Annotated in this window: 19 protein-coding genes; 9 read left to right on the forward strand and 10 right to left on the reverse strand. The window is 31.1% G+C overall.

Going from position 1 to position 25,400, the window contains the following annotated elements:
- Nucleotides 1–107 precede the first annotated feature (107 nt).
- Nucleotides 108–1,778 carry a sodium:solute symporter gene (locus ACKTTV_RS06000; protein WP_408029916.1) on the forward strand — a complete coding sequence of 557 codons (1,671 nt, stop codon included), beginning with the start codon at nucleotides 108–110 and terminating at the stop codon, nucleotides 1,776–1,778.
- 83 nt (nucleotides 1,779–1,861) lie between these two features.
- Here the strand turns inward: ACKTTV_RS06000 and ACKTTV_RS06005 are convergent, their stop codons facing one another.
- Complete coding sequence (locus ACKTTV_RS06005) at nucleotides 1,862–3,667, reverse strand: autotransporter outer membrane beta-barrel domain-containing protein (RefSeq protein WP_408029917.1); 1,806 nt, start codon at nucleotides 3,665–3,667, stop codon at nucleotides 1,862–1,864.
- 56 nt (nucleotides 3,668–3,723) lie between these two features.
- On the opposite strand from ACKTTV_RS06005, the gene ACKTTV_RS06010 reads away from it, so the two are divergent.
- The gene (locus ACKTTV_RS06010) at nucleotides 3,724–4,179 is read left to right on the forward strand and encodes a GNAT family N-acetyltransferase (RefSeq protein WP_408029918.1); all 456 of its coding nucleotides are present in this window, start codon (nucleotides 3,724–3,726) and stop codon (nucleotides 4,177–4,179) included.
- Nucleotides 4,180–4,237: 58 nt separating this feature from the next.
- On the opposite strand, the gene ACKTTV_RS06015 is transcribed toward ACKTTV_RS06010, so the two are convergent.
- Complete coding sequence (locus tag ACKTTV_RS06015) at nucleotides 4,238–5,080, reverse strand: DUF2911 domain-containing protein (protein WP_408029992.1); 843 nt, start codon at nucleotides 5,078–5,080, stop codon at nucleotides 4,238–4,240.
- Nucleotides 5,081–5,212: 132 nt separating this feature from the next.
- Here ACKTTV_RS06015 and ACKTTV_RS06020 point away from each other — a divergent pair, with 132 nt between their 5' ends.
- Together ACKTTV_RS06020 and ACKTTV_RS06025 are read left to right on the forward strand one after the other, a co-directional pair.
- The gene (locus tag ACKTTV_RS06020; RefSeq protein WP_408029919.1) at nucleotides 5,213–5,878 is read left to right on the forward strand and encodes an MIP/aquaporin family protein; all 666 of its coding nucleotides are present in this window, start codon (nucleotides 5,213–5,215) and stop codon (nucleotides 5,876–5,878) included.
- A gap of 166 nt (nucleotides 5,879–6,044) precedes the next feature.
- Nucleotides 6,045–6,446, forward strand: a complete 402-nt coding sequence (locus tag ACKTTV_RS06025; protein ID WP_408029920.1) for a hypothetical protein — start codon at nucleotides 6,045–6,047, stop codon at nucleotides 6,444–6,446.
- Nucleotides 6,447–6,556: 110 nt separating this feature from the next.
- Here ACKTTV_RS06025 and gldG read toward each other — a convergent pair whose 3' ends face one another.
- The 5 genes from gldG to ACKTTV_RS06050 are packed head-to-tail and all read right to left on the reverse strand — an operon-like array spanning nucleotide 6,557 to nucleotide 10,657.
- Nucleotides 6,557–8,200, reverse strand: coding sequence for a gliding motility-associated ABC transporter substrate-binding protein GldG (gene gldG, locus ACKTTV_RS06030; protein ID WP_408029921.1), 1,644 nt, complete (start codon nucleotides 8,198–8,200; stop codon nucleotides 6,557–6,559).
- Nucleotides 8,193–8,912, reverse strand: a complete 720-nt coding sequence (gene gldF / locus ACKTTV_RS06035) for a gliding motility-associated ABC transporter permease subunit GldF (RefSeq protein ID WP_408029922.1) — start codon at nucleotides 8,910–8,912, stop codon at nucleotides 8,193–8,195. Before gldF ends, gldG begins: the two co-directional genes overlap by 8 nt.
- A 6-nt stretch (nucleotides 8,913–8,918) precedes the next feature.
- A complete protein-coding gene (locus ACKTTV_RS06040; RefSeq protein WP_408029923.1) occupies nucleotides 8,919–9,452 on the reverse strand; it encodes a GNAT family N-acetyltransferase in 534 nt (177 codons plus the stop codon).
- Between the two features lie 39 nt (nucleotides 9,453–9,491).
- Nucleotides 9,492–9,788, reverse strand: coding sequence for a putative quinol monooxygenase (locus ACKTTV_RS06045; protein ID WP_408029924.1), 297 nt, complete (start codon nucleotides 9,786–9,788; stop codon nucleotides 9,492–9,494).
- A 2-nt stretch (nucleotides 9,789–9,790) separates the two neighbouring features.
- Nucleotides 9,791–10,657, reverse strand: a complete 867-nt coding sequence (locus ACKTTV_RS06050; RefSeq protein WP_408029925.1) for an SAM hydrolase/SAM-dependent halogenase family protein — start codon at nucleotides 10,655–10,657, stop codon at nucleotides 9,791–9,793.
- 119 nt (nucleotides 10,658–10,776) lie between these two features.
- On the opposite strand from ACKTTV_RS06050, the gene ACKTTV_RS06055 reads away from it, so the two are divergent.
- Nucleotides 10,777–11,730: a PhoH family protein gene (locus ACKTTV_RS06055; RefSeq protein ID WP_408029926.1), complete on the forward strand. Its 954-nt coding sequence runs from the start codon at nucleotides 10,777–10,779 to the stop codon at nucleotides 11,728–11,730.
- A 130-nt stretch (nucleotides 11,731–11,860) separates the two neighbouring features.
- Here the strand turns inward: ACKTTV_RS06055 and ACKTTV_RS06060 are convergent, their stop codons facing one another.
- Together ACKTTV_RS06060 and ACKTTV_RS06065 are read right to left on the reverse strand one after the other, a co-directional pair.
- A complete protein-coding gene (locus ACKTTV_RS06060; RefSeq protein ID WP_408029927.1) occupies nucleotides 11,861–12,793 on the reverse strand; it encodes an MBL fold metallo-hydrolase in 933 nt (310 codons plus the stop codon).
- Nucleotides 12,794–12,828: 35 nt separating this feature from the next.
- Entirely contained in the window at nucleotides 12,829–13,683 is an 855-nt protein-coding gene (locus tag ACKTTV_RS06065) for a DUF3078 domain-containing protein (RefSeq protein ID WP_408029928.1), read from the reverse strand.
- A 671-nt stretch (nucleotides 13,684–14,354) separates the two neighbouring features.
- On the opposite strand from ACKTTV_RS06065, the gene ACKTTV_RS06070 reads away from it, so the two are divergent.
- A complete protein-coding gene (locus ACKTTV_RS06070) occupies nucleotides 14,355–16,037 on the forward strand; it encodes a GMC oxidoreductase (RefSeq protein WP_408029993.1) in 1,683 nt (560 codons plus the stop codon).
- Entirely contained in the window at nucleotides 16,037–16,582 is a 546-nt protein-coding gene (locus tag ACKTTV_RS06075) for a gluconate 2-dehydrogenase subunit 3 family protein (RefSeq protein ID WP_408029929.1), read from the forward strand. Before ACKTTV_RS06070 ends, ACKTTV_RS06075 begins: the two co-directional genes overlap by 1 nt.
- A 312-nt stretch (nucleotides 16,583–16,894) precedes the next feature.
- Here ACKTTV_RS06075 and ACKTTV_RS06080 read toward each other — a convergent pair whose 3' ends face one another.
- On the reverse strand, nucleotides 16,895–20,974 hold the full coding sequence (locus ACKTTV_RS06080; protein WP_408029930.1) for a two-component regulator propeller domain-containing protein: 4,080 nt from the start codon (nucleotides 20,972–20,974) through the stop codon (nucleotides 16,895–16,897).
- Nucleotides 20,975–21,611: 637 nt separating this feature from the next.
- Here ACKTTV_RS06080 and ACKTTV_RS06085 point away from each other — a divergent pair.
- Together ACKTTV_RS06085 and ACKTTV_RS06090 are read left to right on the forward strand one after the other, a co-directional pair.
- Nucleotides 21,612–23,414 carry a DUF3472 domain-containing protein gene (locus ACKTTV_RS06085; RefSeq protein WP_408029931.1) on the forward strand — a complete coding sequence of 601 codons (1,803 nt, stop codon included), beginning with the start codon at nucleotides 21,612–21,614 and terminating at the stop codon, nucleotides 23,412–23,414.
- 618 nt (nucleotides 23,415–24,032) lie between these two features.
- On the forward strand, nucleotides 24,033–25,394 hold the full coding sequence (locus ACKTTV_RS06090) for a Gfo/Idh/MocA family protein (protein WP_408029932.1): 1,362 nt from the start codon (nucleotides 24,033–24,035) through the stop codon (nucleotides 25,392–25,394).
- The last annotated feature ends 6 nt before the right edge of the window (nucleotides 25,395–25,400 follow it).

Below are 25,400 nucleotides of genomic sequence, written 5' to 3' on the forward strand. Positions count from 1 at the left end.
ATCCCCAGAAATATTCTTGGAAACGAGAGTACACCTTCGTGTTGCTCGCAAATGTCTTTTACATTGTTTTGTTTTATATAATAACTAACGTTTACAACTAATAGAGTATGCAAAGTATTGATTGGATAGTACTTTCGTTAACATTACTATTTATAGTTGTTTACGGAGCGTGGAAAACAAAAGGACAGCAAAGTGTTCAAGATTATATTAAGGGAGGAAATGAAACAAAGTGGTGGACTATTGGTTTGTCAGTTATGGCGACTCAAGCTAGCGCGATAACCTTTTTATCAACACCAGGGCAAGCTTTTCATAGTGGAATGGGCTTTGTTCAATTTTATTTTGGATTGCCTATTGCCATGGTGGTTATTTGTTTAGTATTTATACCTATTTATCATAAACTCAATGTTTATACGGCTTATGAATATTTAGAAAGTCGTTTTGATCAAAAAACGAGAATTTTAACCGCAATACTGTTTTTAATTCAGCGTGGATTGGCTGCAGGAATTACCATTTTTGCTCCAGCCATCATCTTATCAGCTGTATTAGGTTGGGATTTAATTACCCTGAATGTTATTATTGGTGTTTTAGTAATTATTTATACCGTTTCGGGAGGAACAAAAGCGGTAAGCGTAACGCAAAAGCAACAAATGGCTGTGATTTTCGCAGGAATGTTTATTGCTTTTTATATCATTTTACAGTATTTACCGGACGATATTACTTTTTCGAAAGCGCTGGAAATAGCAGGAGCGAGTGGTAAAATGCAGGTGCTAGACTTTTCTTGGGATTTAAATAATCGTTATACTGTCTGGACAGGAATTTTAGGAGGTACTTTTTTAATGTTATCATATTTTGGAACTGATCAGAGTCAGGTGCAGAGGTATTTATCAGGAAAATCCTTAAGAGAAAGTCAGTTAGGATTGATTTTTAATGGATTATTAAAAGTACCAATGCAGTTTTTTATATTATTGGTAGGAGTGATGGTATTTGTATTTTACCAATTTAATAGTTCTCCTTTAAACTTTAACCCAAAAGCGGAAGAGGCGGTGATCAATTCAAAATACGCCGCTGAGTATAAAACATTAGAACTTAATCATCAAAATATTGAAGAGCAAAAGAAAGTTCTTATTGCGAAAGGATTAACAGATGAATCGAAGAAGCAATTGGCTGTTTTAAACGAAAAAGACGTTGAATTAAAAGAACAAGCAAAAACGATAATTAAAAAAGCGAGTAGTGAAGTAGAAACTAATGATAAGGATTATGTATTTATCGGTTTTATTTTGAAATATCTTCCTGCTGGTTTAGTTGGATTGCTTTTGGCAGTTATTTTATCAGCAGCAATGTCTTCAACAGCATCTGAATTAAATGCTTTGGCTTCGACAACAACCATCGATTTGTACAAAAGAAATACTTCTAATGAATATTCGGATGAACATTATGTGAAAGTATCGAAGTGGTTTACTTTAGGTTGGGGAGTTTTAGCTATTTTGGTGGCCTGCGTAGCCAATTTATTTGATAATTTAATTCAATTAGTGAATATTATTGGTTCTATTTTTTATGGAAATGTACTCGGAATCTTTTTACTAGCTTTTTTCGTGAAATTTGTAAAAGGTCGTTCTGTTTTTATAGCAGCCATCATTACTCAATTGATTATTATCATAGTATGGTTTATGGATATACTACCTTATTTATGGTTGAATCTATTAGGTTGTGTAATTGTGATGACAATAGCTACCATTATTGAGGTTATATCAAGTAATAGCTCTACAGAGAATTCATAAATAATTAAAGAAAATAAAAAAAGCGGAAAACTCAGTTTTCCGCTTTTTTTGTTTTTAAAATGTATGAGATTGTTCCGAGTGAATTATTTTTTATCTTCAAGAGATTTTAGTCTATTCTGAATATCTAACAACTGCTCATTTATTGTTTTCAATTGAGTATTTTCTTTTTCTAGCTTCTGAATTTTCTTCTCCTGTTGAATAGTGTATAGGGTAAGTTCTTCAATTTTTTGTAATAATTTGGCATCCATTTGACCTAAATAGAAACCGTTTTTGCTTACTTCTTCTGCACTAGGAATATCTTTTAAATGTCCTTTTTCGATGATATGATTTTCAACTTCTTTTAAAGTTGGAAGTTCGTAGGTGTTTTCGAAAACAAAGTCTGCCCAATTATTATATGTTGCGACTTTTACTTCAGTTGCTGCTATATTACCATTTACGCCCAATTTAAAGCCTTTAGTATCTGTCGTACCGATACCAACATTACCTCCCAATGGATTTAACGCTAGGGGATAGGCGTGATTTGGGTAGGTTGTACTTGAATGTCTAGTTTGAATCCAACTACCTCCATTTAATTCTGAACTTGCGCCTATCGCGAGTTCTGTATTATAACCCATTACAGCTATTGCACCTGTTTTATTTCCAGAAAGACTAGGAAGTGTACTACTCTTAATAACTAATTTTGCTTCTGTTGGATTTGTAGTACCTATACCTACATTACCTCCACCTTTGATTGTCATTAAGTGATTTACAACACTACCGTTATTTGTACCAATTCTTGAAATTTGCAGTCCTCCTTGACCTGATTCTCGAGAGAAGGCTGGCATAACGGTTCCTCCTTGAGGTCCTAAAGCAATATTTCCATCTACTTGAAGTTTTGATTTAGGGGTATTAGTTCCAATTCCAACACCACCTTTTACTATTAGTTGATTTTTAGAAGGATTGGCATAATTAAAACTATCGGAAATTAACAATCCTCCTGTTTTTATCCCTGATGCAGATTTGTGATTTGGAGAATTTAAGATATTTAAGAATCTGTTATTATCCGTCGTTCCAGTCCCTGTATACAAATTGGCATTGCTATTGTTGTCTATAATAATATCTCCTTTTATATCTAATCTTGCGGCTGGAGTATCAGTTCCAATACCAACATTACCTCCTAATGGGTTTATAGATAAGGGATAAGCATAGGTGTCATAGGTTGGACTATTGTGTCTTGTTTGGATCCAACCTCCACCATTTAGTTTAGAACTGGCTCCCATTGCTAATTCTGTATTCCTACCAATTACGGCAATTGCTCCTGTTTTATTTCCAGAAAGACTAGGTAATGTGCTACTTTTAATAACCATTTTGGCTTCAGTTGGAGTTCTAGTTCCGATTCCAATATTCCCAGTATCATGAAAATTAATATTGTCAGTCCAACTTCCTGATAAATCGTTTTGAATAACTAACGAGTTTCCATATCGAGCAATACGGTTATTAGCTTTAGATAAAGGATTGGTATCATATATACCTATAGATGCCCCTGATTTTGATACTGTTAAACTTTCATTTGGACTGCTCTCACCAATACCAATGTTTCCAGGTAAATATAAATTTCCTGTTTCTCCATGAAGAATCATAGAATAGAAATTAGGCTTAGATGCAGATCTTCCAGTTCCCCAATAGAACCTCTTGTTAGAGTGAAAACCAAACATTAATTCATCGGCTTTTCCTGGATTAAATACTATAGCTCCATGTGCACCTGCAGTGAATTGAATTTTGTTTCGAAAGCCGTTGACCGAAGAAGTAGGGTTGCCCCCATTTAATTCGATACCAGTATAGGTTTTTTCTTGTGAAGTTATTGCTATAGACACTCCCATCATAGCAATTGTTAAGATTTTACTTTTCATAAATATTTTCTCTAATTTAGAGCAAAATTAGTGAGAAAAAATAATCCAGAAAACATATGATATCAGTACGCACGGCAATATTAGAAGATTTACCAACACTGTTAGATTTTGAACAAGCATTAATCAAAGCGGAACGACCTTTTGAACCTACTTTTAAAGAAGGTGAAATTCATTATTACGATATTAAAAAAATGATTGAATCAAATGATGTTGAGGTTATGGTTGCTGAGGAAAATGGAGTGCTAGTGGCTTCTGGATATGCTCGAGTTTTGAAACCGCAAGACTATTTTAAATTTGAAAAGTTCGCTTATTTAGGTTTTATGTACACCAAACCAACACATAGAGGGAGAGGAGTTAATAAACAAATAATAGACTCTTTGTTTAAATGGGTTAAAGAAAGAGGAATTGCAGAAATTAGATTGGATGTTTTTGATGAAAATATTGGTGCAATTAAAGCTTATGAAAAAGTAGGATTTAAAAGGCATTTATTGAAGATGAGAATGTCATTATAAAAAAGAAAAAGCTCATAGATTATCTATGAGCTTTATTATTAAATCAATTTTTTGGCGATTATTTCATTTCAGCCAAAAAGTCTTTGTTCATTTTAACGTAATCAGCATTACCAGCTTTTTCAGCTCCAGCTAAAGAGGCATTTGCAGCTTGAATTGCTCCTTTTTTATCTCCAGCTTTAGCTAAGATTAATGCTTGTTGACGTAAATACCAAAAACGAGGTTGGTCTTTAGTCATGTCAACTGCTTTGTTAATCCAATTCTTCGCCTTGTTAATGTCTTTTCCTTCCTGTAAATAGTATACAGCAGAAGAAAAGTAATCATTAGGAGAAGGACCATTCATTACTTTAGCGATACTTGCTTCAACTCCTTTTTCTGTTGGAGTATTAAATTTAACACCTACATAAGCATTTTCCCATAAAATTCCTAACACAGCTGAGTTGTTAGTAATGTCATCAAAAGAAATGGTAAATGTTTCAATTTTCATTGGCATTGCTTGAACTTTAGCAGTAGTAGTTAATGCTACATTACTGTCTTTCCATTCTCTAGGAGTTCCCCAGTTATTCGTATCTGAGTAGAAAATTACTTCCCAGGTACTTTTTCCTGGTTTTGTAAAGATTGCATACGAACCTTTTTTTAATTCTTTTCCATCAATTGTAACATCATCACTAAAAGTAACAATGGTGTTCTTATTAGCCCCAGTTCTCCATAGCTTACCATAAGGTACAAGGTTACCAAAAACGGTTCTACCTTTTACTCCAGGTCTTGAGTATTCTACTGTAACGTCAGTTAAACCTACTTTTTGCTCCATTTTTGAAGATGGACTTGGTGCGGGAGTTTTAACTTGTGCGTTTACGTTCGTTGCTACTATAGCAACAAACATGGTTAAAAGAAGTTTTTTCATCATTAGATGGCTTTGTTTTTAATTAGTTTGCTAAAATTACGATGAAAAAAGGCTATTAATGTTAACAAAAACTTAAAATAAGGAAGGTTATCTTTACAACTTTAAAAATTAACATTACTTAAAATCTAACCAGTGAAAAAATATATTTCTGAAGTTATAGGAACATTTTCCTTAATATTTTGTGGTACAGGCGCAATGACCATTAATGAAATTACTAATGGAGCTGATTTAACTCATATTGGGGTGGCCATAACTTGGGGATTAATTGTCATGGCAATGATATATGCATTTGGTGAAATTTCAGGAGCTCATTTTAATCCTGCCGTAACCATCGCTTTTGCTTTCGCAAAGAAGTTTGAATGGAAAGAAGTTCCCAAATACATTATTGCTCAGTTACTCGGAGCAATTTTAGCAAGTTTGATGTTATGGATTTTGTTTCCTGAAAGTGAATATTATGGGGCTACCATTCCTGCTCTTGAACCTTGGCGTGCGTTTATATTGGAGTTGTTGCTAACGTTTTTTTTAATGGTAACAATTATTAATGTATCTACAGGAAGTAAAGAAATAGGAGTGATGGCAGGAATAGCTATTGGAGGTGTAGTGTTATTAGAGGCAATGTTTGCTGGACCTATGACAAAAGCATCCATGAACCCTGCAAGATCAATAGCTCCAGCATTAGTTTCAGGTCATTTTGAACATTTATGGTTGTATATATTAGCACCAATTTTAGGAGCATTATTGGCAGTTTTATCTTGTAAATGGGTTAAAGATGAACAATGCTGTGATTCGGATTGTTAGTTAGTTTTTTTCTAGTACGGTAGAAAAGTTATTGAGCTTTAATAGATCGTAATGAAATTTTTTGATAGAAAGTAGTTACTTAATTAGTTTCAGAATAAGTGGTGTCATTCTTTAATTTTTGAGTTTTAATCTCTTATATTTCGATTATAACCAAAAACTTATATATATGTCTAATACTACAATGTCTTCAAAATATTATGTTCTTAAGGATGGAAATTTATCTACAGAAATAGACGCTGGAGGCGGAGTGTTTTTTAAATTTTCTAAAGAAAGTCAATCTGAAACAACTTATTTACAGGCAAAATTGACCTCAGGTTCATCTTCAATGATGCCTTATTTTACAAAGAAGAATAATAATTCAGAAGTATTTAATGAAACATTAAATAGCGTTTTTGTTAATGATAAAACATACGTTGATTTACAAACCTCAAAAACAGCTTTAAATTGGGCTTATCAAACGCTAGAAGTTGATATCGCAGACAGGTCTAATCGTCAAGCGTGGCAAGTGAAAATAGTAATTGATAGTGGTACAAATTATCATATAATGATATTACATTTTTATAACTAACATCATTTTTGATTTGTTATAGAGAAGGTCGGTCTGTAATTATGAAAATTAACATTATAAAAACGGATCTGCCTTTTTCTTAATACATAAATACCATCTTAACAAGTTGCTTACTTTGAATATTTTCTCTTTCTTAAATGGTTAAAACCAAACCCAAAAATCGCTAATAAAACCAATGGCAGTACTATATTGAGTATTTGCCAATATTTTTTCTCAGCGTATGCTTTTTGTTTATCCAATAAGTTTATTTGAAGTGTTTTATTTCTTAGAGAAATCAACCCTGTGTCATCTAATAAATAATCTACAGCATTTAATAAAAACTCTTTGTTACCATAAGAATCACCCGTCCATTTGTCTCTGGCTAAATCATAAGGTTTACCTTTTAATATCTGATTTTTGGCAACATCGCCGTCTGAAATTAAAATCATTTTATTATCAGAGCTTAGGTCTGTATAATTTTTAGCATTAAATGGTTTAGTTCTGTTTTTATAAGCAGAAGGGAATTTACCTTCCAGTAAAACCGCGAATAATTGGGGACCAGAGGTGTAATCTTCTTGTTTGGGTTCTTTGGCAATACTGCTCAATTCAACAAAAGCAGGTGTACCAACTTTTCTAGTGAGTTCTGATGAAACTAATAAAGGTGTTTTTTTAATATTACCCTTTAAAATATCAATTTGAGTGGTAAACTCAAACCGGACAGGAGGAACATTTTTTGTTATTGGGTGATTTGGATTTCCATTAACTAATGGATTGTAAAACCAATTCAAGTGTTGAAATTGCGCTTGATTTCCAACATTACCCGTAGCCAAGGGTATTTTTGCGCTGTACAAGTCTTGTACTAATTTATTATTAACTCTTACTTGATAGCTAAACAACAAGTCTGTTAAGTTCAAATCTCTAGGAAAAGCCATCATTTTACCTTCATTATAAAGACTATCAGTATCAGAAAAATTGTTGTCAACCATCCATATCGATTTCCCTCCATTAGTAATGTATTGATCCAAAACAAACTTTTCTTCTTCAGAAAAACGCTCTGTTGGTTTGGCTATAAACGCTAAGTCATATTTTTTTAAATTATTAAGTGTTTTCTGAGGTTTTTTTTGAACACTATCTAAGGTAAATTTTGCTAATCGATATTTGTCTTTGATAGCCGTAAGGAAACTATGTAAATATATATCTGCTAACTCTCCATTTCCTGAAAGTACAGCAATAGAAGGCTTTTGAGACTTTAGAATAGATGAGATACCATTAGCAAAAGAAAATTCTAGTTTTTCAATAGCATTCTGAAGTTGAGCTTCTTGTGTTTTAAAAGCGGTGTCAGGTAAAAGGGATATTAATTCAATTTTATTCTGATATAAAATCTCTGCCCAAGGAAAAATAATAGCTTCAGAAAGTTTTCCATCTTCTTCAACAGTCAATTGACTTGGAATCATTCCTTTTCTATATAATTTATCTCTTTTGTCATCTGGGTTGATAAAACGAAAATAGATATTGTTATTCAGTGCTTTTAATTCATTTAAAAATTGGCGAGTTTCTAATTGCAGGCGTTTAAATTCTGAAGGAAATTCTCCCTCTAAATACACATTGATAACCAAAGGTTCATCAACATTGTTTAACATTTCCGAAGTAACATTAGATAAGGTGTAACGTTTATCAGCGGTTACATCAAATCGTTTATATATTCTATTACTTACAAAGTTTAAAACAAGTAATCCGGCTAGTACTAAAATGCTATTTTTAACTTTTTTACTCATTTTTTAGTTGTTGTTTGGTAATAAATAAAAAGAAGAAAGTGACACTTAAAAAGTAGATAACGTCTCGTGTATCAATAACACCTCTACTAATACTTTTATAATGCTCAATTATTCCAAATTGTTGTATTGAAAAACTATTGTTTTCAGCAGTGTTTCCTATAACATCAAGTCCAGCAAATAGTAAAAAAGAAATAAATACAGCAAGAATAAAAGCAACGATTTGGTTGTTGGAAAGTGTTGAGGTAAACAAACCTATTGAGGTATAAGTTGAAGCTAAGAATATAAGGCCTAAATACGAACCAAGTATACTTCCTGTATCTAAGTTACCAGTAGGACTTCCTAATTTATAAATGCTATAGACATAAGTAAGGGTGGGTAAAACTGCTAAAAGAGCTAATAATAAGGCAGCTATAAACTTACCCAATACGATTTGCCAATCAGTTAAAGGTTTTGTTTTTAAAATTTCAATGGTACCGTTGGTATATTCATCCGCGAAACTTTTCATTGTAATTGCTGGAATAAGGAATAAAAATAACCAAGGAGATAAGTAAAAATAACTACTTAAGTCGGCAAAACCAGCATTTAAAATATTTAAGTCATCTTTTAAAACCCATAAAAATAAACCATTAATGAGTAAGAATACTCCGATAACCAAATAAGCAATCGGTGAAGCAAAAAATGAGTTGAATTCTTTTTTTAAAATTGAAAACATAGATGATTATTGATATTCATTTTTTAACAGACCAAAAATAATATTATTCTCAAACTGAAAATCTACTTTATTTTTCTTTAACTGAAATTTATGTTTCTTCAGTAGGTTTATTGAACTTTCGTTTTTTTCATGTGTGTATGCTTCTATTTCTTTAAGGTTAAGCTTAAAGAAACCAAATTCCAAAACTGCTTGAAGAGCTTCGCTCATGAATCCTGATCCATGGAAGTCAGGATGTAACTCATATCCAATTTCCGCATAGCTATAGTCACTATTAAAGTGTCGAAGTCCAATTGAGCCAATTACTTTCTCTTGATATTCTAAAACCCAATAAATTCCCTTTTTACTATTTACAAGTTCATGAATGTTCTGAATAAAGTTTTCAACATCCTTAATATTTTTTGGAATATTCCTTGTAATAAACTTGTTTACTAGGTCATTTGACCTTAATTCAAACAATTCAACCTTGTCTTTTAATAACAACTCTCTCAAGAACAGTCGAGGAGTTTGTAATTTAGGAAAGGAAGAAAATAGGTTATTCATTTATCAAAATATAAGTAACAGATTGAGAGTAAACTCTAACTAAGATAGTGTAGCTAATTTGTCAACACTCCAAGCCATTGGTTTATCATTAAACAATACTTTAGTTTTCTCCCAAATACCCTTAAACAAATCTGAGTTTCGGTACAATTCCAAATTTTCTTCAGAATCCCAATAGCTATATGTGAAAAATACGTCTGTATTTGTTTTGTCTCTGTATAACTCTAATAAACGACAACCTGGGAAATTTCGTATACTTTCCTTATTTTTATCAAAATTACCTAAGAATTCTTCAATTTTATCAGGTTGAAAACTCAATTTTACAATTCTAACAAACATATTTATTGATTTATAGGAATAAATTCTGGCTTAACAACATCTTCAAACTCAACAATAATAGTATCTCTATATTTTAAGCCTAGTAGAGTAGAGGCTCCACCTACGGTTTCCAAATTACTTTTATAAATAGCAATTTCTAAGAAACCTGCTGAGTTAAAAATAGCCAATTTTTCTCCATCATATTGGCGCTTTTCTTCAGGTATGTTATAATCAACAATACCATTATAACTTTTAAATACCTCAGTAAACTTGTATCTTCCAGCGGTAATCGTAAAACTTCTTCCTTTTCCAATTGTTGTAAAAAGTTTTTGATTAATATTGGTAATAATATTACCGTAATTATCAATATAAATTACACCACCTTTTATAATACTTTTGTCTTGATTGGTTTTTGGTTGAATTTCAACTAATTTTTTTAACTCCTGAATCTCTTTTCCAATAACGTTTAAACTACCGCCACGAGCAATATGAGAAGCTGCTTTAACAAAAACATCCAAAACAGGGAAGCTTGAATTAATATGATTGTGAATATTGATCTCCACAATTTTTGTCGGATTTACTTCAGAAGCAATCATTGAAATTAAACCATTATCAGGGCAAACAAAGTATTGATTGTCCAGTTCAATAGCTAAATGCTTATTTTCCTTGCTTAATTCAGAATCTACACCAACAATATGTATTGTTCCATCAGGAAAACTTTTGTAAGCATTTCTTAAAATATAAGCTGTCTCTGTAATATTAAAAGGAGAGATTTGATGGGTAATATCAACAATATTAGCATCAGGTAATTCTGAATAGATTGCTCCTTTTACAGCACCTACAAAGTGATCTTTAATTCCAAAATCAGTGGTTAAAGTTATGATAGGCATTGAATTAGGTGCTTGTTAATTGTTTTGTGAAAAATTATGTTGAAATTTAGAACAAAACTAAGCAATTCATTAAAAATAATCGTTACATTTAGGAAGAATAATATTAAAACTTATAACATTTGAACGAACGCATTATTGAATTAACAGAAATCAATCCAAATGATTTTTTTGGTGCTCAAAACAGTACCATTTCTCAATTAAGAACGTACTTTCCAAAAATAAAAATTGTTGCTAGAGGGAATAAACTTAAAATTTACGGAGAAGCTGAAATTTTAGATGAGTTTGAAAAACGGTTGAATATGCTTATTAAATATTTTAATCGTTATAACAGACTCGATGAGAATAGTATTGAACGAATTCTAACTTCTACAGGAAAAGAAGAAGAAATAAGAAAGTCGGGAAATAATAATGATGTTCTCGTTCATGGAGTAAGTGGAAAATTAATCAAGCCAGAAACAGAAAACCAAAGAAAAATGGTTTCTCTGATGAGTAAAAATGATATGTTATTCGCAGTGGGACCAGCGGGAACTGGTAAAACTTATACGGCCGTAGCTTTAGCTGTAAAAGCCTTAAAAGAAAAAGAGGTAAGGAGAATTATCTTAACAAGACCTGCGGTTGAATCAGGAGAGAATTTAGGGTTTTTACCAGGAGATTTAAAAGAAAAATTGGATCCTTATATGCAGCCACTTTATGATGCTTTAAGAGATATGATTCCTCACGAAAAGTTACAAGCTTATCTTGAAAACGGAACAATACAAATAGCTCCTTTAGCCTTTATGAGAGGACGTACATTAGATAATGCTTTTGTAATATTAGATGAAGCTCAAAATACCACTCATGCGCAAATGAAAATGTTTTTAACACGTATGGGAAGGCATGCAAAGTTTATAATTACAGGTGATCCAGGTCAAATAGATTTACCAAGAAAGCAGGTTTCTGGGCTGAAAGAATCTTTACTGGCATTAAAGGATATTGAAGGTATTGGGCAAGTGTATTTAGATGATAAAGATGTAATACGTCATAGACTTGTAAGAAAAATTATTTCCGCATATAAAAGTATAGAAACAGAATAATTCAAATAGAAATATAAATAATAAACGCCAGTTCTTTTATTTAGAATTGGCGTTTATTTATTTAAAGTAGGTAAAACTTTCTTTCAATTTATCTAAAAACATTAGTATTCTGTTTTTAGAATTTATTGAACTAATAAACAACGGAAAAATTATCATTCACTTTTTCGGTAATAGAGGGAGAGTTTTGCTGTTTATCTTGTAAGAATATTTGTAAATCTTTTAAATCTTTTACATCTAATTTCAAGGAACTTAAGGTGCCATCTTTTTCGAAGATATTATTATGCGCGCCATAAATGGAAGTTTGGTCATTTATAACATTTAGCATTAATGTAATCGATTTTCTATATTTATCAATATTTGTATTAGGGATATCATTTGAGGCCATTAATTTACCTTTATAAAAAAAGTCTCCTGTGAAAAGAAAATTTAATTTCTTATCGAATAAGGAAACAGAACTATTGCCATGACCAGGAGTATAAAAAGCTGTTAAATTTCGGTTTCCTAACGCTATACTATCTCCATGCTTAATAAGTTTATCAACCAATAGTTCAGGAGTCTTTCGTCCTTCGTATTTTCCAATAAAGGCATCTGAAGTTGGTAAGAATATGTTGTTTTTATATTCACCATCAATTAATTGCTCTTCTAATAATGTAATTCCACTATATTTATCCATATTACCAATATGATCAAAATGAAAATGACTAGCCATAACTGTTGTTGGTAATTTTGTTATAGATTTAACTACATTCATGATATCTCTTTCACCTGGTCCTGAGTCAAATAGAAGCGCTTTGTTTTCACCCAAGATAAGATAGTTTATATTTATTTGCCAATATCTAGGTTCGATAATAGCAATGGTTGTAGGGGGTATATATTTTACGGCATAATAGTCGTCATACCACTGTATGTTTTTGTTTAGTTTAACATCTTTTTTATCTTTAAGACCAAAGTTTCCACTAGCTATATAGGCAACTAGTTCTTTTTGATATAATTTAATAAAAAGCACTCCTATAACTATTAAGATACTGATTATTAATAAAGTTAATTTGCTTCTTTTCGTCATTGTTTTAAAATTTAGTTAACTTAAAATTTATTTCATTAAAAGGTGTAATTAACACCCAAACCAAACAACTGCCGCGTTTGAAAACCTTTGTAAACATTATCGTCATACACGGTTTGAAATGTCAAATTTGTCGATATGTATTTATTGAAAACCATTGTGAAATTAGCGGTAAAATCGAAATCTATATTTTTAGGTTTGTCCAGGTAATTACTATATATGTTTATAATATTTTCAATAATAATGTTTTTGATAATTTCGATCTTAAAATAACCGTTTATAGCAATACCCATCTCATATCGAGATGTTTCTCCAGATTGTACCCCAAAATATGAAGTATTTGGAGGAAGATTATTGGTAAACTTAGGTTTTACCAAAATTAACTTAGAATTTATTGGAGATATGTTTACTTTAAGTTTATCATTTTTTTTCCATAATACACCTGGACCAAAATAGAAATAGGATGGTGATAATAAATCAGATAGTTCTATTCCTGAATCATCTTCCGTCGAATTCATTTGAGCTCTAAAGTTAAAAAGTAACGAATAATACCAATAACCGTTTCCTTTTTTTGCCAGAACGGATATTACTTCAAGCCGATCATCAGTTTTTTGAACCTCAGAGCCTTTAACTTTAGTTAAACCATATGAAGCAATAATTTTGTTATCCCAAATCCAATTTTCTTTGGTATAGTTAAAATCACAATTAAAGCTTAAATTCCCTGTGATAACATTTGCCCCTCCGGTTGACCAATTATTAAAAGAAGATTGATTGAATATAAAAGAAACATTACCCTCTTTTTTCCAATAAGAAATAGAATCTTTCTTTTTATTCTGTGCATTAATTATCAATGCGGAGAATGAAAAAAGTAGGATTAGAGTTTTTTCTTTCATAATAACTAACGATTGAACTTGTTTCGATATTTTTCTTTTCGAATTGTTAATCTTTATTACTTCATTAAAAAGTCAGGTAAAGACAATCATAAGTATTAGATAACTATTGAATGGTAAATATAATGATTTGATTTTTAAGCTTTTGAATTTGTTTTTTCGTTTAAGGTTTTCTTAGGTTATATAAGTGAAGATGATTACGAATTCTTAAATTATGACAACGTAGTGACTTAGAATTCTCGGTTTTTAACTTTTTTACATTAATTAGCCAAAATACAATGTGAAAAAGGACTACTAAGATTCAACTACTAATACTAGTAAAGAAGTTCTAGCGGTCCATAAAATTTTTGGGTAACGGTAATTTTCGTATTTCATTTTTTATAAATAACCAAATTAAATAAAACCGCATTGAAGAGATGGTTCTAAAAGTGGTCTTGGAGATGATACGTGGACATTTCCAAATATAACAAGTATTCGGATTTCTTTACTATTAGGTATTTCTTGATAAAACCTATTAACTCCATAATCAATGTTGTTTACGCAGAAAAAACACACTTATTTGACAATTTACTTACCTATTTCAGTTACTATTTTTAGCCAATTGAACTTCTTAAAAGAGAAGTCTATTTTATTCAATTCAAATTTACCTTAAATATTTAAATGATTTGGACACAATTTTTGATGCAATAGTAATAGGGACCGGTATTTCGGGTGGTTGGGCAGCGAAGGAACTTAGTGAAGCAGGTTTAAAGACTCTTGTCTTAGACAGAGGAAGAAACGTTGAGCACATCAAGGATTACTCTACAGCTGAAAAAAATATTTGGGATTTAAACTATCGAGGAAAGTCAAGTTTGGAGGATCAAAAAAAGCAATATAAGCAAGCAAGGACAGGCTTTGTAACCCACCAGTCTACAAAGCACTGGTTTGTTAATGATCTTAAACACCCTTATAATGAAATTAAAAGATTTGACTGGATTAGAGGCTATCACGTTGGTGGACGTTCATTGACTTGGGGACGACAAGTTTTACGAATGAGTGATCTTGATTTTGAGGCGAATGCAAAAGAAGGTATAGCCATAGATTGGCCCATTCGATATAAGGATGTTGAGTCATGGTATACCTATGTAGAAAAGTTTATTGGTGTGAGTGGTGAAGCTTTAGGTTTACCCCAGTTACCAGATGGTCATTTTACAACACCGATGCACTTAAATGTTGTGGAAGAAGAGTTCAAAGAACAAATTTCGAAATATTATAAGAGTAAAAGGTGTCTTACTATTGGACGGTTTGCAAATTTAACCGGAACTAATATTCATCAAGGACGTCACAACTGCGTATATCGAAATAAGTGCATGCGTGGTTGTCCTTCTGGAGGTTATTTTAGTAGTAATTCTTCAACCTTGCCAGCTGCACAAAGAACAGGTAATATGGTACTGAAACCATATGCTATAGTTCATGAGATACTATATGATGAAAAAACACAAAAAGCTTATGGAGTTAAGGTAATAGATGCCGAATCTAAGGTTGAAATGATTTATTACTCTAAAGTTATTTTCTGTTGTGCATCAACAATAGCATCAACAAGTATTCTTTTACAGTCAAAGTCGAGGCGATTCCCAAACGGCTTGGGAAATGATAGTGGTGAACTCGGGCACAATCTTATGGATCATCATTTTAGAGTTGGGGCAACTGGAATCTATAAAGGATTTAATGAGGTTAAGTATTACAATAACAGACCTGCCAGTTTTCATATTCCAAGGTTTCAAAATTTAGGAGACAGTGCTTCAAAAAAAGAGTTCCTAAGAGGGTATTCATTTCAAGGTTCGGCTAGTAGAAGCAATTGGAAAAGAGCTATTAAAGAATTGTCATTAGGTAAAAAACTCAAAGAACAAATTTATACGCAAGGTAGTTGGCAAATAGGTATAGTAGGCTTTGGGGAATGTTTGCCTTATCATGAGAATCAAATGATTTTAGATTACCATAAAAAGGATAAATGGAACTTGCCAACAGTTACTTTTGATTGTGAGTTTAAAGAAAATGAAATAAAAATGCGCAAGGATATGAAAAACGAAGCCATTGCAATGCTATTAAATGCTGGTTTTTCTGATGTTAAAGGTTTTGAAGACACATTTATTCCTGGGCATGCAATTCATGAAATGGGTACAGCGAGAATGGGCAAAGATCCTAAAACATCAGTCTTAAATAAATATAATCAAATTCACACAGTAAAAAATGTTTATGTTACAGATGGATCATGTATGACTTCTTCGGGTAATCAAAACCCTTCTTTGACTTATATGGCATTAACTGCTAGAGCAGCACATCATGCCATTGCAGAATTTAAAAAAGGTAATTACTGATGAAGAGAAGAGAAGCAATTAAACGGGTTTCTTTAGCACTTGGAAGCGCAGTTGTTATGCCAAGTTTATTGAATATACTTTCTTCATGTATAAATGATAAACCAGAAAAAAAATATCTTTTCTTAAATGATGAACAAGTTTCTTTAATTAATAAGCTTGTAAATGTAGTATTACCTATAGATGACTATCCCGAAAGAAATCAGATGAACCTTACTCGTTTTATAGATGAAATGTTTTATTATACGGAGCCTGATAAAAAAAAGGAAATCTTTAATTTAGGAAGCAATCGTTTCGTTAAAAGCATCAAAGCATACATGAATAAAAACATGAAGAGTAATAATCTTGAAAGCCTTCAGATGATTCTAAAAAACTATTTTAACGTAAGCAAAGAAGAAGAGAAACAAATTTTTGAATTATTAGAGCGAGATTTCATAACAATAGACAATCAGTTAAAGGATAAATACTTAATTAATTTTTTCTTAACAAAAGTCAGGTATTATTGTCTTTTAGGGTTTTGCACTTCAGAGGTTTATCTAAAAGAATAAGTTATATACTTTCATAGTACTTATAGTTTTTTGGCATTAACCGTTATCAGCTTCAGTTTATCAAAACAATCTCCATGAACAATTTAAACTTCTTTAGATATATTAAAACCTTATCTTAATAATACAAGGTTGAAAAGGAAAGGTGTTAAATTAGTTTCAGAGGGTTTTAAGAATAGGTTATAGAGTACATTTTAATAAAACCTTTGTTATTATTTTAGTTTTGAGTTTTTATAACGGTATTAATGAGTATTAAAAAGGGACAGCTTTCTAGTTTTTTATAGGTAATAGTAAATTTTTTAAATCATAAAAACATCAAGATGACTTTTCGATGTTATTAATGTCAATATTGAATTTTTTTAAATAATCTTCTATATTTTCAGGATGTTCCAAAGCATTTATTTTGAACTCTTTTGGGGTTAAGGAAAAATACTTTTTAAAACTTTTAGTAAAGTACTTTGGATCATTAAAACCTACTAAATAGGCAGTTTCGGAAATATTGTAACCATATTTAGCTATAATAACAGCAGCTTTTTTTAATCGAAATAGCCTTAAATATTCTATAAGGTTTAATCCAGTTAGTGACAAACATTTTCTATACAAACTAGAATAGCTCATGTTAAAAATATCAGTTAATTCATCCACCTTAAAACTGGAATCTGAAAGCCTCTTATTAACCGTAGAAGCTAGCTTTTCTAAAAATTTCTCGTCTTGAGATTGATTAATATTTACTTTGGGCTTATTAATAATTTCTTTGCGATACTTTGTAATTACATTTTCTTTAGAAACAAGTATGTTGTTAATTTTTAAAAGTAATTCATTGGTATTGAATGGTTTGTTTATGTATTCAATTGCTCCAGTTTTTAATCCTTCAATTTTAGATTTTGTAGAGTTTTTCGCTGTAAGTAATATGATAGGAATATGAGTGGTTAATTTATTTTTATTTAACTCTTTACTCATGGTAATTCCATCCATTTCTGGCATCATAATATCACTGAGAATTAAGTCGGGAATGTTATTTTTAGCATAGTAAAATCCTTCTTCGCCGTTTTCAGCAAGAAGTATGTTGTACTCTGATTTTAGTAGATTTTTTAAGAAGTGCTGTAGTTCGAAATTGTCCTCAACAATTAAAATTGTTTTTTTTGTATTGTCATGAGTTTCTTCATCTTGAATAACTACTGTTTCATTTATTGTTGGTAATGGTTCCGTTGTTTCACTGGAGGTTATTTTTTCTGAACTACTATAACTAGATTCGGCTATTGGAAATTTGATGATAAATGTGGTGCCCTCACCTAGAGAACTTTTAACTTTTATCTTTCCTTTATGAAGAATTATTAACTCTTTAACCAGAGCTAAACCTATTCCGGCTCCGTTTATTTGCGTGTTATTTTTGCATCTGTAAAAAATCTTAAAAATATCCTTAAGATCTTCTTTGGTAATACCTGGACCAGAATCGGTAATAGATATTTGCAGCATGCTTTTGTTTTTAATAGGTGTAACATAAAGTTGAACATTACCCTCTGATGGAGTGTATTTAAATGCGTTTGAAAGTAAATTGTAAAGTATATGCTCTATTTTTTCTTTGTCATACCATGCATTGGACAAGTTTTTAGGGCAATTGATTGAAAAGTCAATTTTTTTGCTTCTTGCTAATTCTTTAAAAGACAAATTAATTTTTGAAATATTTTCATATAAATGGTTAGGAGTAACCGCAAGGTTTAACTTGTTTAACTCTTTATTTCTAGTTAATGTTAACTCTCTTGCTATTCTTGATAAGCGATTAGCATTATTAGATATTATGTTCAAACGTTCTTTAAGTAACATATTACCATTTAGTTCTGCACGTTTTTGCATGTCTTCAATTGGTCCAAGAATTAAAGTAATTGGTGTTTGTATTTCGTGAGACATTTTAGCAAAGAAATTCATTTTAGCTTTATGCAATTCGTTTTCCTTTCTCCTACTAATTTTAAAAATTAATAGTTTTTTTCTTAAAAAATACCATTTTGTTATACCGTAAGTTAAAAGGCTTAAAAGCATTAAATAAAATAAATATGCCATTGGTTTATTCCAAATAGGTTGGTCTATATTAATTGCTATATTTCTACTATCAATTAAAGTCCCCTCATTTATTTCGTTAGTCTTAATCTCTAAAACATATTTCCCCGCTGGAACATTTGTATAAGTTGCCAAACCTTCTGAAATGGTTGTTTTAAATTCTTTATCAAACCCATTAAGTTTGTACGTGTAAGAATAATTAGGATTAAGTACATCTCCAATAGCAGCAAATTTAACAGAGAAAGATGATTGATCATTTTTTAAATCCAATTTACCTAAGTAGTTTACATCTTTTGTTATTTGATCAGACAAAATACTCTTTACAGGTTTGTTTAAAACCTTAATATCGTTAACAAATAATTTGGCTTTAGAGTTTTTTTTAATAACTTTTTTAGGATCAAAAAAATTTAAACCCTTTGCTGTACCAAAGTAAATATTACCATTTTTATCTTTAAACGAAGATCTAAGCATAAAAGAATTACTTTGAAATCCATCGGATGTATGAAAACTTCTTACAAGATTGTTTTTCCTATCAAAATGATGAACACCATTGGCTGAACTCATCCAAATATTATTTGAATCTTGATTAGCCAATGCCATAAGTGTTGCCTTTTTTAATGATTTTAAACTGTCAAAATTTTCAAATTCCTCCGTTTTAGTATTAAAGAGATTTAATTTACTAGCACCATTAATAAACCAAATTTCATTTGGCTTACCAATGAGCATTGAAATGACTTTAGGGTTATTGTTGTTATTGTCAAATTTATTTTCATAGATTACAAAGGATGAATGTTGTATTGTTGCGTTTTCTTTAAATTTAAATAAACCACCTTTATGAACTCCAATCCAAATAGTATTTGTTGCATCTTCTATAATACTCTCAGCGATTACTCCTCTAAGCCCATTTTTATTCTGACAGAAACTTGCAATTAAATCTTGATCAGATGAAAATATATTGATAGCAGTATTTGATCCCACCCATATACGACCTTTTGAGTCTTTAAAAACTGTACGTACGTCAGTGGCTTTTTGATTCTTACTATTAACCACTGGTATATTTTTAAATGTATTTGAATGCCTATTATAAAACCATAAACCATTTTTATAAGTACCAAACCAAATATTACCATTATCATCTTCAGTTATCGATTGCACGTAAAAATTATCAGTATCAAAGTATTGCTTAGGATAATTATGATTTTTGTTTATTTTGGTAATTCCGTTTCCATCGGTACCAATCCAAAGATCTCCATTTTTACTTTTGTACATGCATAAAATTCTGAGAGGAATATTATTGTTTGAACCTTTATGATAGTTTATATATTTACTTTGCTTTGGAATTATATCAAATCCACCATATTTAGTAACTATCCAAATATTACCTCGGCTGTCTTGGTTAATATTTACAATAGTATTGCTTGTTAAGGAAAATTCATTGGCTCTCTCTTTTTTATAGACCTCTATTTTCCTCGTTTTACTATTTATTTTATATAAACCATCTCCATCTGTACCAGCCCATATATTGTCTTCTTTATCTAGAAAGAGCGTTGTGAAAATTCTGTTACTGAGATTATAAGGACTATTCTTAAAAAAGTTATTATGGATAAAGGATTCTTTATGAAGGTCATAAATTAATAAACCCGTTTCTGTGCCTATCCATAATCGATTGTTGTTGTCGGCTTTTAAAAGTACATGTGTCGGATAATCTGTAAAAGGACCAATAAGTTCTTTTAATCTTTTAGTAACATTTGAAAAACTGTATATTTTACCTTTGGTAGTACTTATATACAGCTCTTGTTTATTAACAAATTCAATGCCACTTATCTTATTATCAATTCCATTTAAATTTGGAATATTTGCTACAGTTTCAATTTTCTGGTTCTTGTAACGTTGAAGAATTCCGGTAGTAGAAACTACCCAAATTTCTTTACCTTTTGGTTTTATTGCATCAATGGGGGCTTTAAATTTAGCTGAAAAATCTTCGAATTTGCCTTCCTCAGAATTATACTTACCTAAAAGACCCTTACCACTTTTAATCCATACATTTTTATATTCATCTTCCTTTATTTCTGTAAGTTTTTCGTTATCACCAATACTAGGGAAAAATTCTTCTTTTTCTATAAAATCATAACTATACCCATTATATTTTAATATTCCATCTTGAGAATTCATCCAAATATTGCCAAAGGAGTCCTGAGCTGTTTGAGAAATGAATATACTTTTATTGTTGAATTTTGGGGTAATATGTTTAAAATTTATATTGTCTTGAGCAATGACTGCAACAAAACTTAACAAGAGAGTACAACTCAATATGGTTATTTTATATTTTCCGAAGTCCATTCTTAATTTTTATAATTACACAGTTATAAAGCACCTATTGTAAATATACTAATATATTCATGTAGCAATACCTTTGTTTCAAGTGCGTTAGGTTGGTTGTTTTTTTTAAAAGGTGTACTTTTTTGTCAATTTATTCTATAGGCTCAAAAAAACATCCTTTTTGAAAATATGTATATCTCAAACAATGTATAAAAATTAGAAATTTGTCTAGTGATATTGACATTAAAACCTTAATCGATTTAATTTTAATTGAATCGTGCTATTCGGATTTTATTAGTTGGTGTTGTTATTGAAAAGTATAAAGACTCTATGAGGTGTTGACTAGATCAGTCTTATAGGTATTAAATGGATAGCTGAAGGTTTATACAACGAGACTGGTGATTTGATAATAAAAAACAATAAATGATTAAACTAACTAAAAACAATTATTTCTACTGCTTAATTATTTGAGTTACTTTGGTTAAAAGCTCTTAAAATTTTTTTAAGAGCTTTTTTGTGGAATTAACTTACTTCAAAAAACTATTTAATTTTCAAAATCTTGTCTCTTTAAATATTTACGAATTAGTACACTATTCTGATAAAAATGTAATTAAATAGATCATTAGATTGCGTGTAATTTCAAAAAAATATTAAAGTAATGTTTAAAACAAAATTTATTATTTGGTGTATTAAAATTAGTGTAGTTATAAGTGTAATGGCCTGTTCCAATAAGGTCGATAACATTACAGATGATATCGTAACAGATAATTCTCCGGAAAATAACTTAACTGTTAATATACCTTGTGAAGGCAATAGTTGGGTGGTTGATAATCCATCGGCGACCAAATCGATTATTTCTTCTGGAGGAATAAATAATTGGACCAATTCTAATGATATTATTCGTACCTATTTCTACGCAACTCAAACAGGAACCATTGAAGTTGGTATAAAAGCCAAATTTGCAAAAACAACTAAGTTGAATATTACACTAGGTAATACGACGGAGCAGATTAGTTTTTCAGAATCTAACAACTTTAAAACCCATTATATAGGAACATTTACTATTGATGAAGTAGGATATCATTATATCGAACTGGAAGGAATATCTACTCAAGCCAGTACTTTTGGTCAAATTTCAGATATAAAGCTGGGTGATAGTGCTTGGAATTCGAAGATAACATTCATAAATTCTGAATGGTATTATTGGGGAAGAAGGGGACCTTCTGTGCATATGGCTTATGAATCTCCAGTAGGGAAAGATGTACAGTGGTTTTACAACGAAATTACTGTGCCCATCGGAAAGGATCCAGTAGGAACATTTTTTATGGCAAATGGGCATCAACAGGGCTATTTTGGAATCCAAGTGAATTCACCAACAGAAAGGCGCGTATTGTTTTCAATTTGGAGTGCTTATGAGACCGATAACCCGGATCAAATTCCAGAAAATTATCAAGTAGAAAACTTGGGAGCGGGAGATGGAGTAACAGTACAAAATTTTGGTAATGAGGGCTCAGGTTTACAGAGTTTTAAGGTTTTTGATTGGCAACCAGGTAAAACATATAAATTTTTATTAAAGGGAGAACCTTCAACTAATAATTCCACCGATTATACAGCATATTTTTTCGCACCAGAAGTTGGTGAATGGGAGTTAATAGCAAGTATGAGAAGACCTCAAACTTCTACTTATTTAACAGGACTATATTCATTTTTAGAAAATTTTGATACAGCAATGGGAGATGAAAATAGAAAAGGAAAGTATAGTAACCAATGGGTTTATACATCAGATGGTGTTTGGAATGAAATAACTAGAGGAACATTTACGTATGATGCAACTGCAAATGCAGGTGTAAGGCTAGATTATGATGGAGGTCTAGATGGAGGGGCTTTCTATTTAAGTAATTGTGGTTTTTTTACAGGAAATCAAACTTATGGAACAAATTTTACTAGAACTTCTACTGGAAACATTCCGAATATAGATTTTTCTCAACTAGAAACTCCATCACTACCAGAGGAACCTGTCTTACTGGATAAAGGTACATGGATGGTTACTGAGTATAGTACACAAGAAGATCAGGGAGGAGAGGGGACAACAGGCTTGGCTTCCGATGTATTAGACGGAGATTTAAACACCTATTGGCATTCGTGCTGGTCTCAAGGATGTACTGCCACTATACCGCATCATATTGTTATTGATATGGGAGAGCTTACTTCAGTTGCTGGATTCCAATTTTACCAGAGACAAACATTATCTAGAACAGTAAAGGATATTCAAATACTGGTAAGCAATGATAATATTAGCTGGACATCTTTAGGAGATTTTGTATTGCAAAATTCGGTCAGTGCTCACAACATAGATTTAGATTCAACGGGGGCATTCAGGTATTTTAAGGTTATAGTCAAAAGCTCATATGATGGAACTAACAATGCATCATTGGCGGAAATAAACGCTTATACCTATTAAATTTCAATATAGAAAGTTATTGCTATGGTAGTTTTTTTTCAAAAGAATCAGAAAATAACATTTGGAAATATGAATTGGAAAAAATTAAGATAAAATGCGTAATCGATATTAATTCAACGCGATGTATAGGAAAGAGATTTGAAGAGGAATGTTAAGTTGCCATCTGGTGGTTTCGTTGTAATAACTTTATGAGTAGCCACTGACGTTTTAAAAAAACACATTTGTTAATATTTATAAAAAGGGTTTAACTCAAAAAATCTAACTATTAAATTAACATATTAAGTAAACACTTAATAAATCTATAGCATCGTAGTTTACATAAGCAGAAAAGAAAGCATTTTAAAGAAAAGCTATTTTGATGGACTCGTCATTAGACAGGGATCTCATTAAAAATAAAATAAAATAAATACCAATAAACGCCAATTCTAAAGATCTAATTGGCGTTTTGTCGTTTATAAAGTTTTGATATTTAGGTGAGTGTTGTTTTTTTCAATTAGGGGTAATAATTAGTCATAAGACCTTTAAAGATCAAAATAAAACTCCTGTTTGATAAAACATATACCGTTTACACTACCTAAAATCGTGCAATTTTGTTTGAGGAATAATTAAATCTATTTTATGAATTCGAGAAGAAACTTTGTAAAAAAAGCAACATTAGCTACTGCTGGTATTTCTATGATACCGAACTTATCATTTGGGGCTATATCAAATCTAAACAATCAGAAATTAAGATTAGCATTTATTGGTGTGGGGTTAAGAGGAACTAATCACTTGAAAAATGCGCTACAACGAAAAGATATTGAAATAACTGCTGTATGTGATACAGATTCCAGCCGTATTGATCTAGTACTCGAAAAGATCAAAAAAAATGGGGGTAAAAAACCAAAAGTTTTTGGAAAGGATGATTACGATTATAGAAATATGCTAGAATTAAAGGAGATAGATGCTGTGATTATTTCAACCCCATGGCTTTGGCATACAAGAATGGCATGTGATTCAATGAAAGCAGGTAAATATACTGGATTAGAAGTTTCAGCAGCTAATACTTTGGAGGAATGTTGGGATTTGGTAAATGTTCATGAAAGCACAGGAAGTCACTTAATGATTTTAGAAAATGTTAATTATAGAAGAGATGTACTGGCCGTGCTAAATATGGTTAAACAAAATGTTTTTGGTGAACTTCTTCATTTAAGATGCGGCTATCGACATGATTTAAGGCATGTGAAATTTAATAATGGTAAACAGCCATATGGTGGAGGAGTTGAATTTGGTGATAAAGCGATTTCAGAGGCTAAATGGAGAACACAACATTCTTTATTAAGAAATGCAGATGTTTATCCAACTCATGGGGTTGGTCCCGTCGCTACTATGATAGATATTAATAGAGGTAATCGATTCGTATCACTTACTTCACATGCAACCAAAGCACTTGGATTAAATAAATATATAGAAAAGAATGGAGGAAAAGATCATCCTAATGCAAAATTAAAATGGAAGCAAGGAGATATTATTACTTCAACAATTGAAACATCCAACGGAGAGACAATTATTGTTACACATGATGTTAATTCACCCAGACCTTATTCTTTAGATTTTCAGGTTCAAGGAACTCAAGGAATCGCTGATTTTGATTATGGAAAGAGAAGGTTTTTTGTAGAAGGACTAAGTAAAGGACATAGTTGGGAAGATATGGAACCTTGGCTGAAAAAATATGACCACCCTTTGTGGATTAAATATGGTAAGTATGCTGAAGGAGCTGGGCATGGTGGTATGGATTATTTTGTGATGAATGCGTTTGTAGAATCAGCAAAAGAAAACATTGCACCTCCATTAGATGTTTACGATGCTGCTGCATGGAGTGCCATAACACCATTATCTGAAATGTCTATTGAAAATAACGGGGAACCACAGGATTTTCCTGATTTCACCAGAGGTTTATGGGTTAAACGTAAACCATATGACTGGTTAAACAATTCTTAAGAACTA

It is taken from the genome of Tenacibaculum xiamenense (assembly GCF_964513065.1).
Lineage (GTDB): Bacteria > Bacteroidota > Bacteroidia > Flavobacteriales > Flavobacteriaceae > Polaribacter > Polaribacter xiamenense.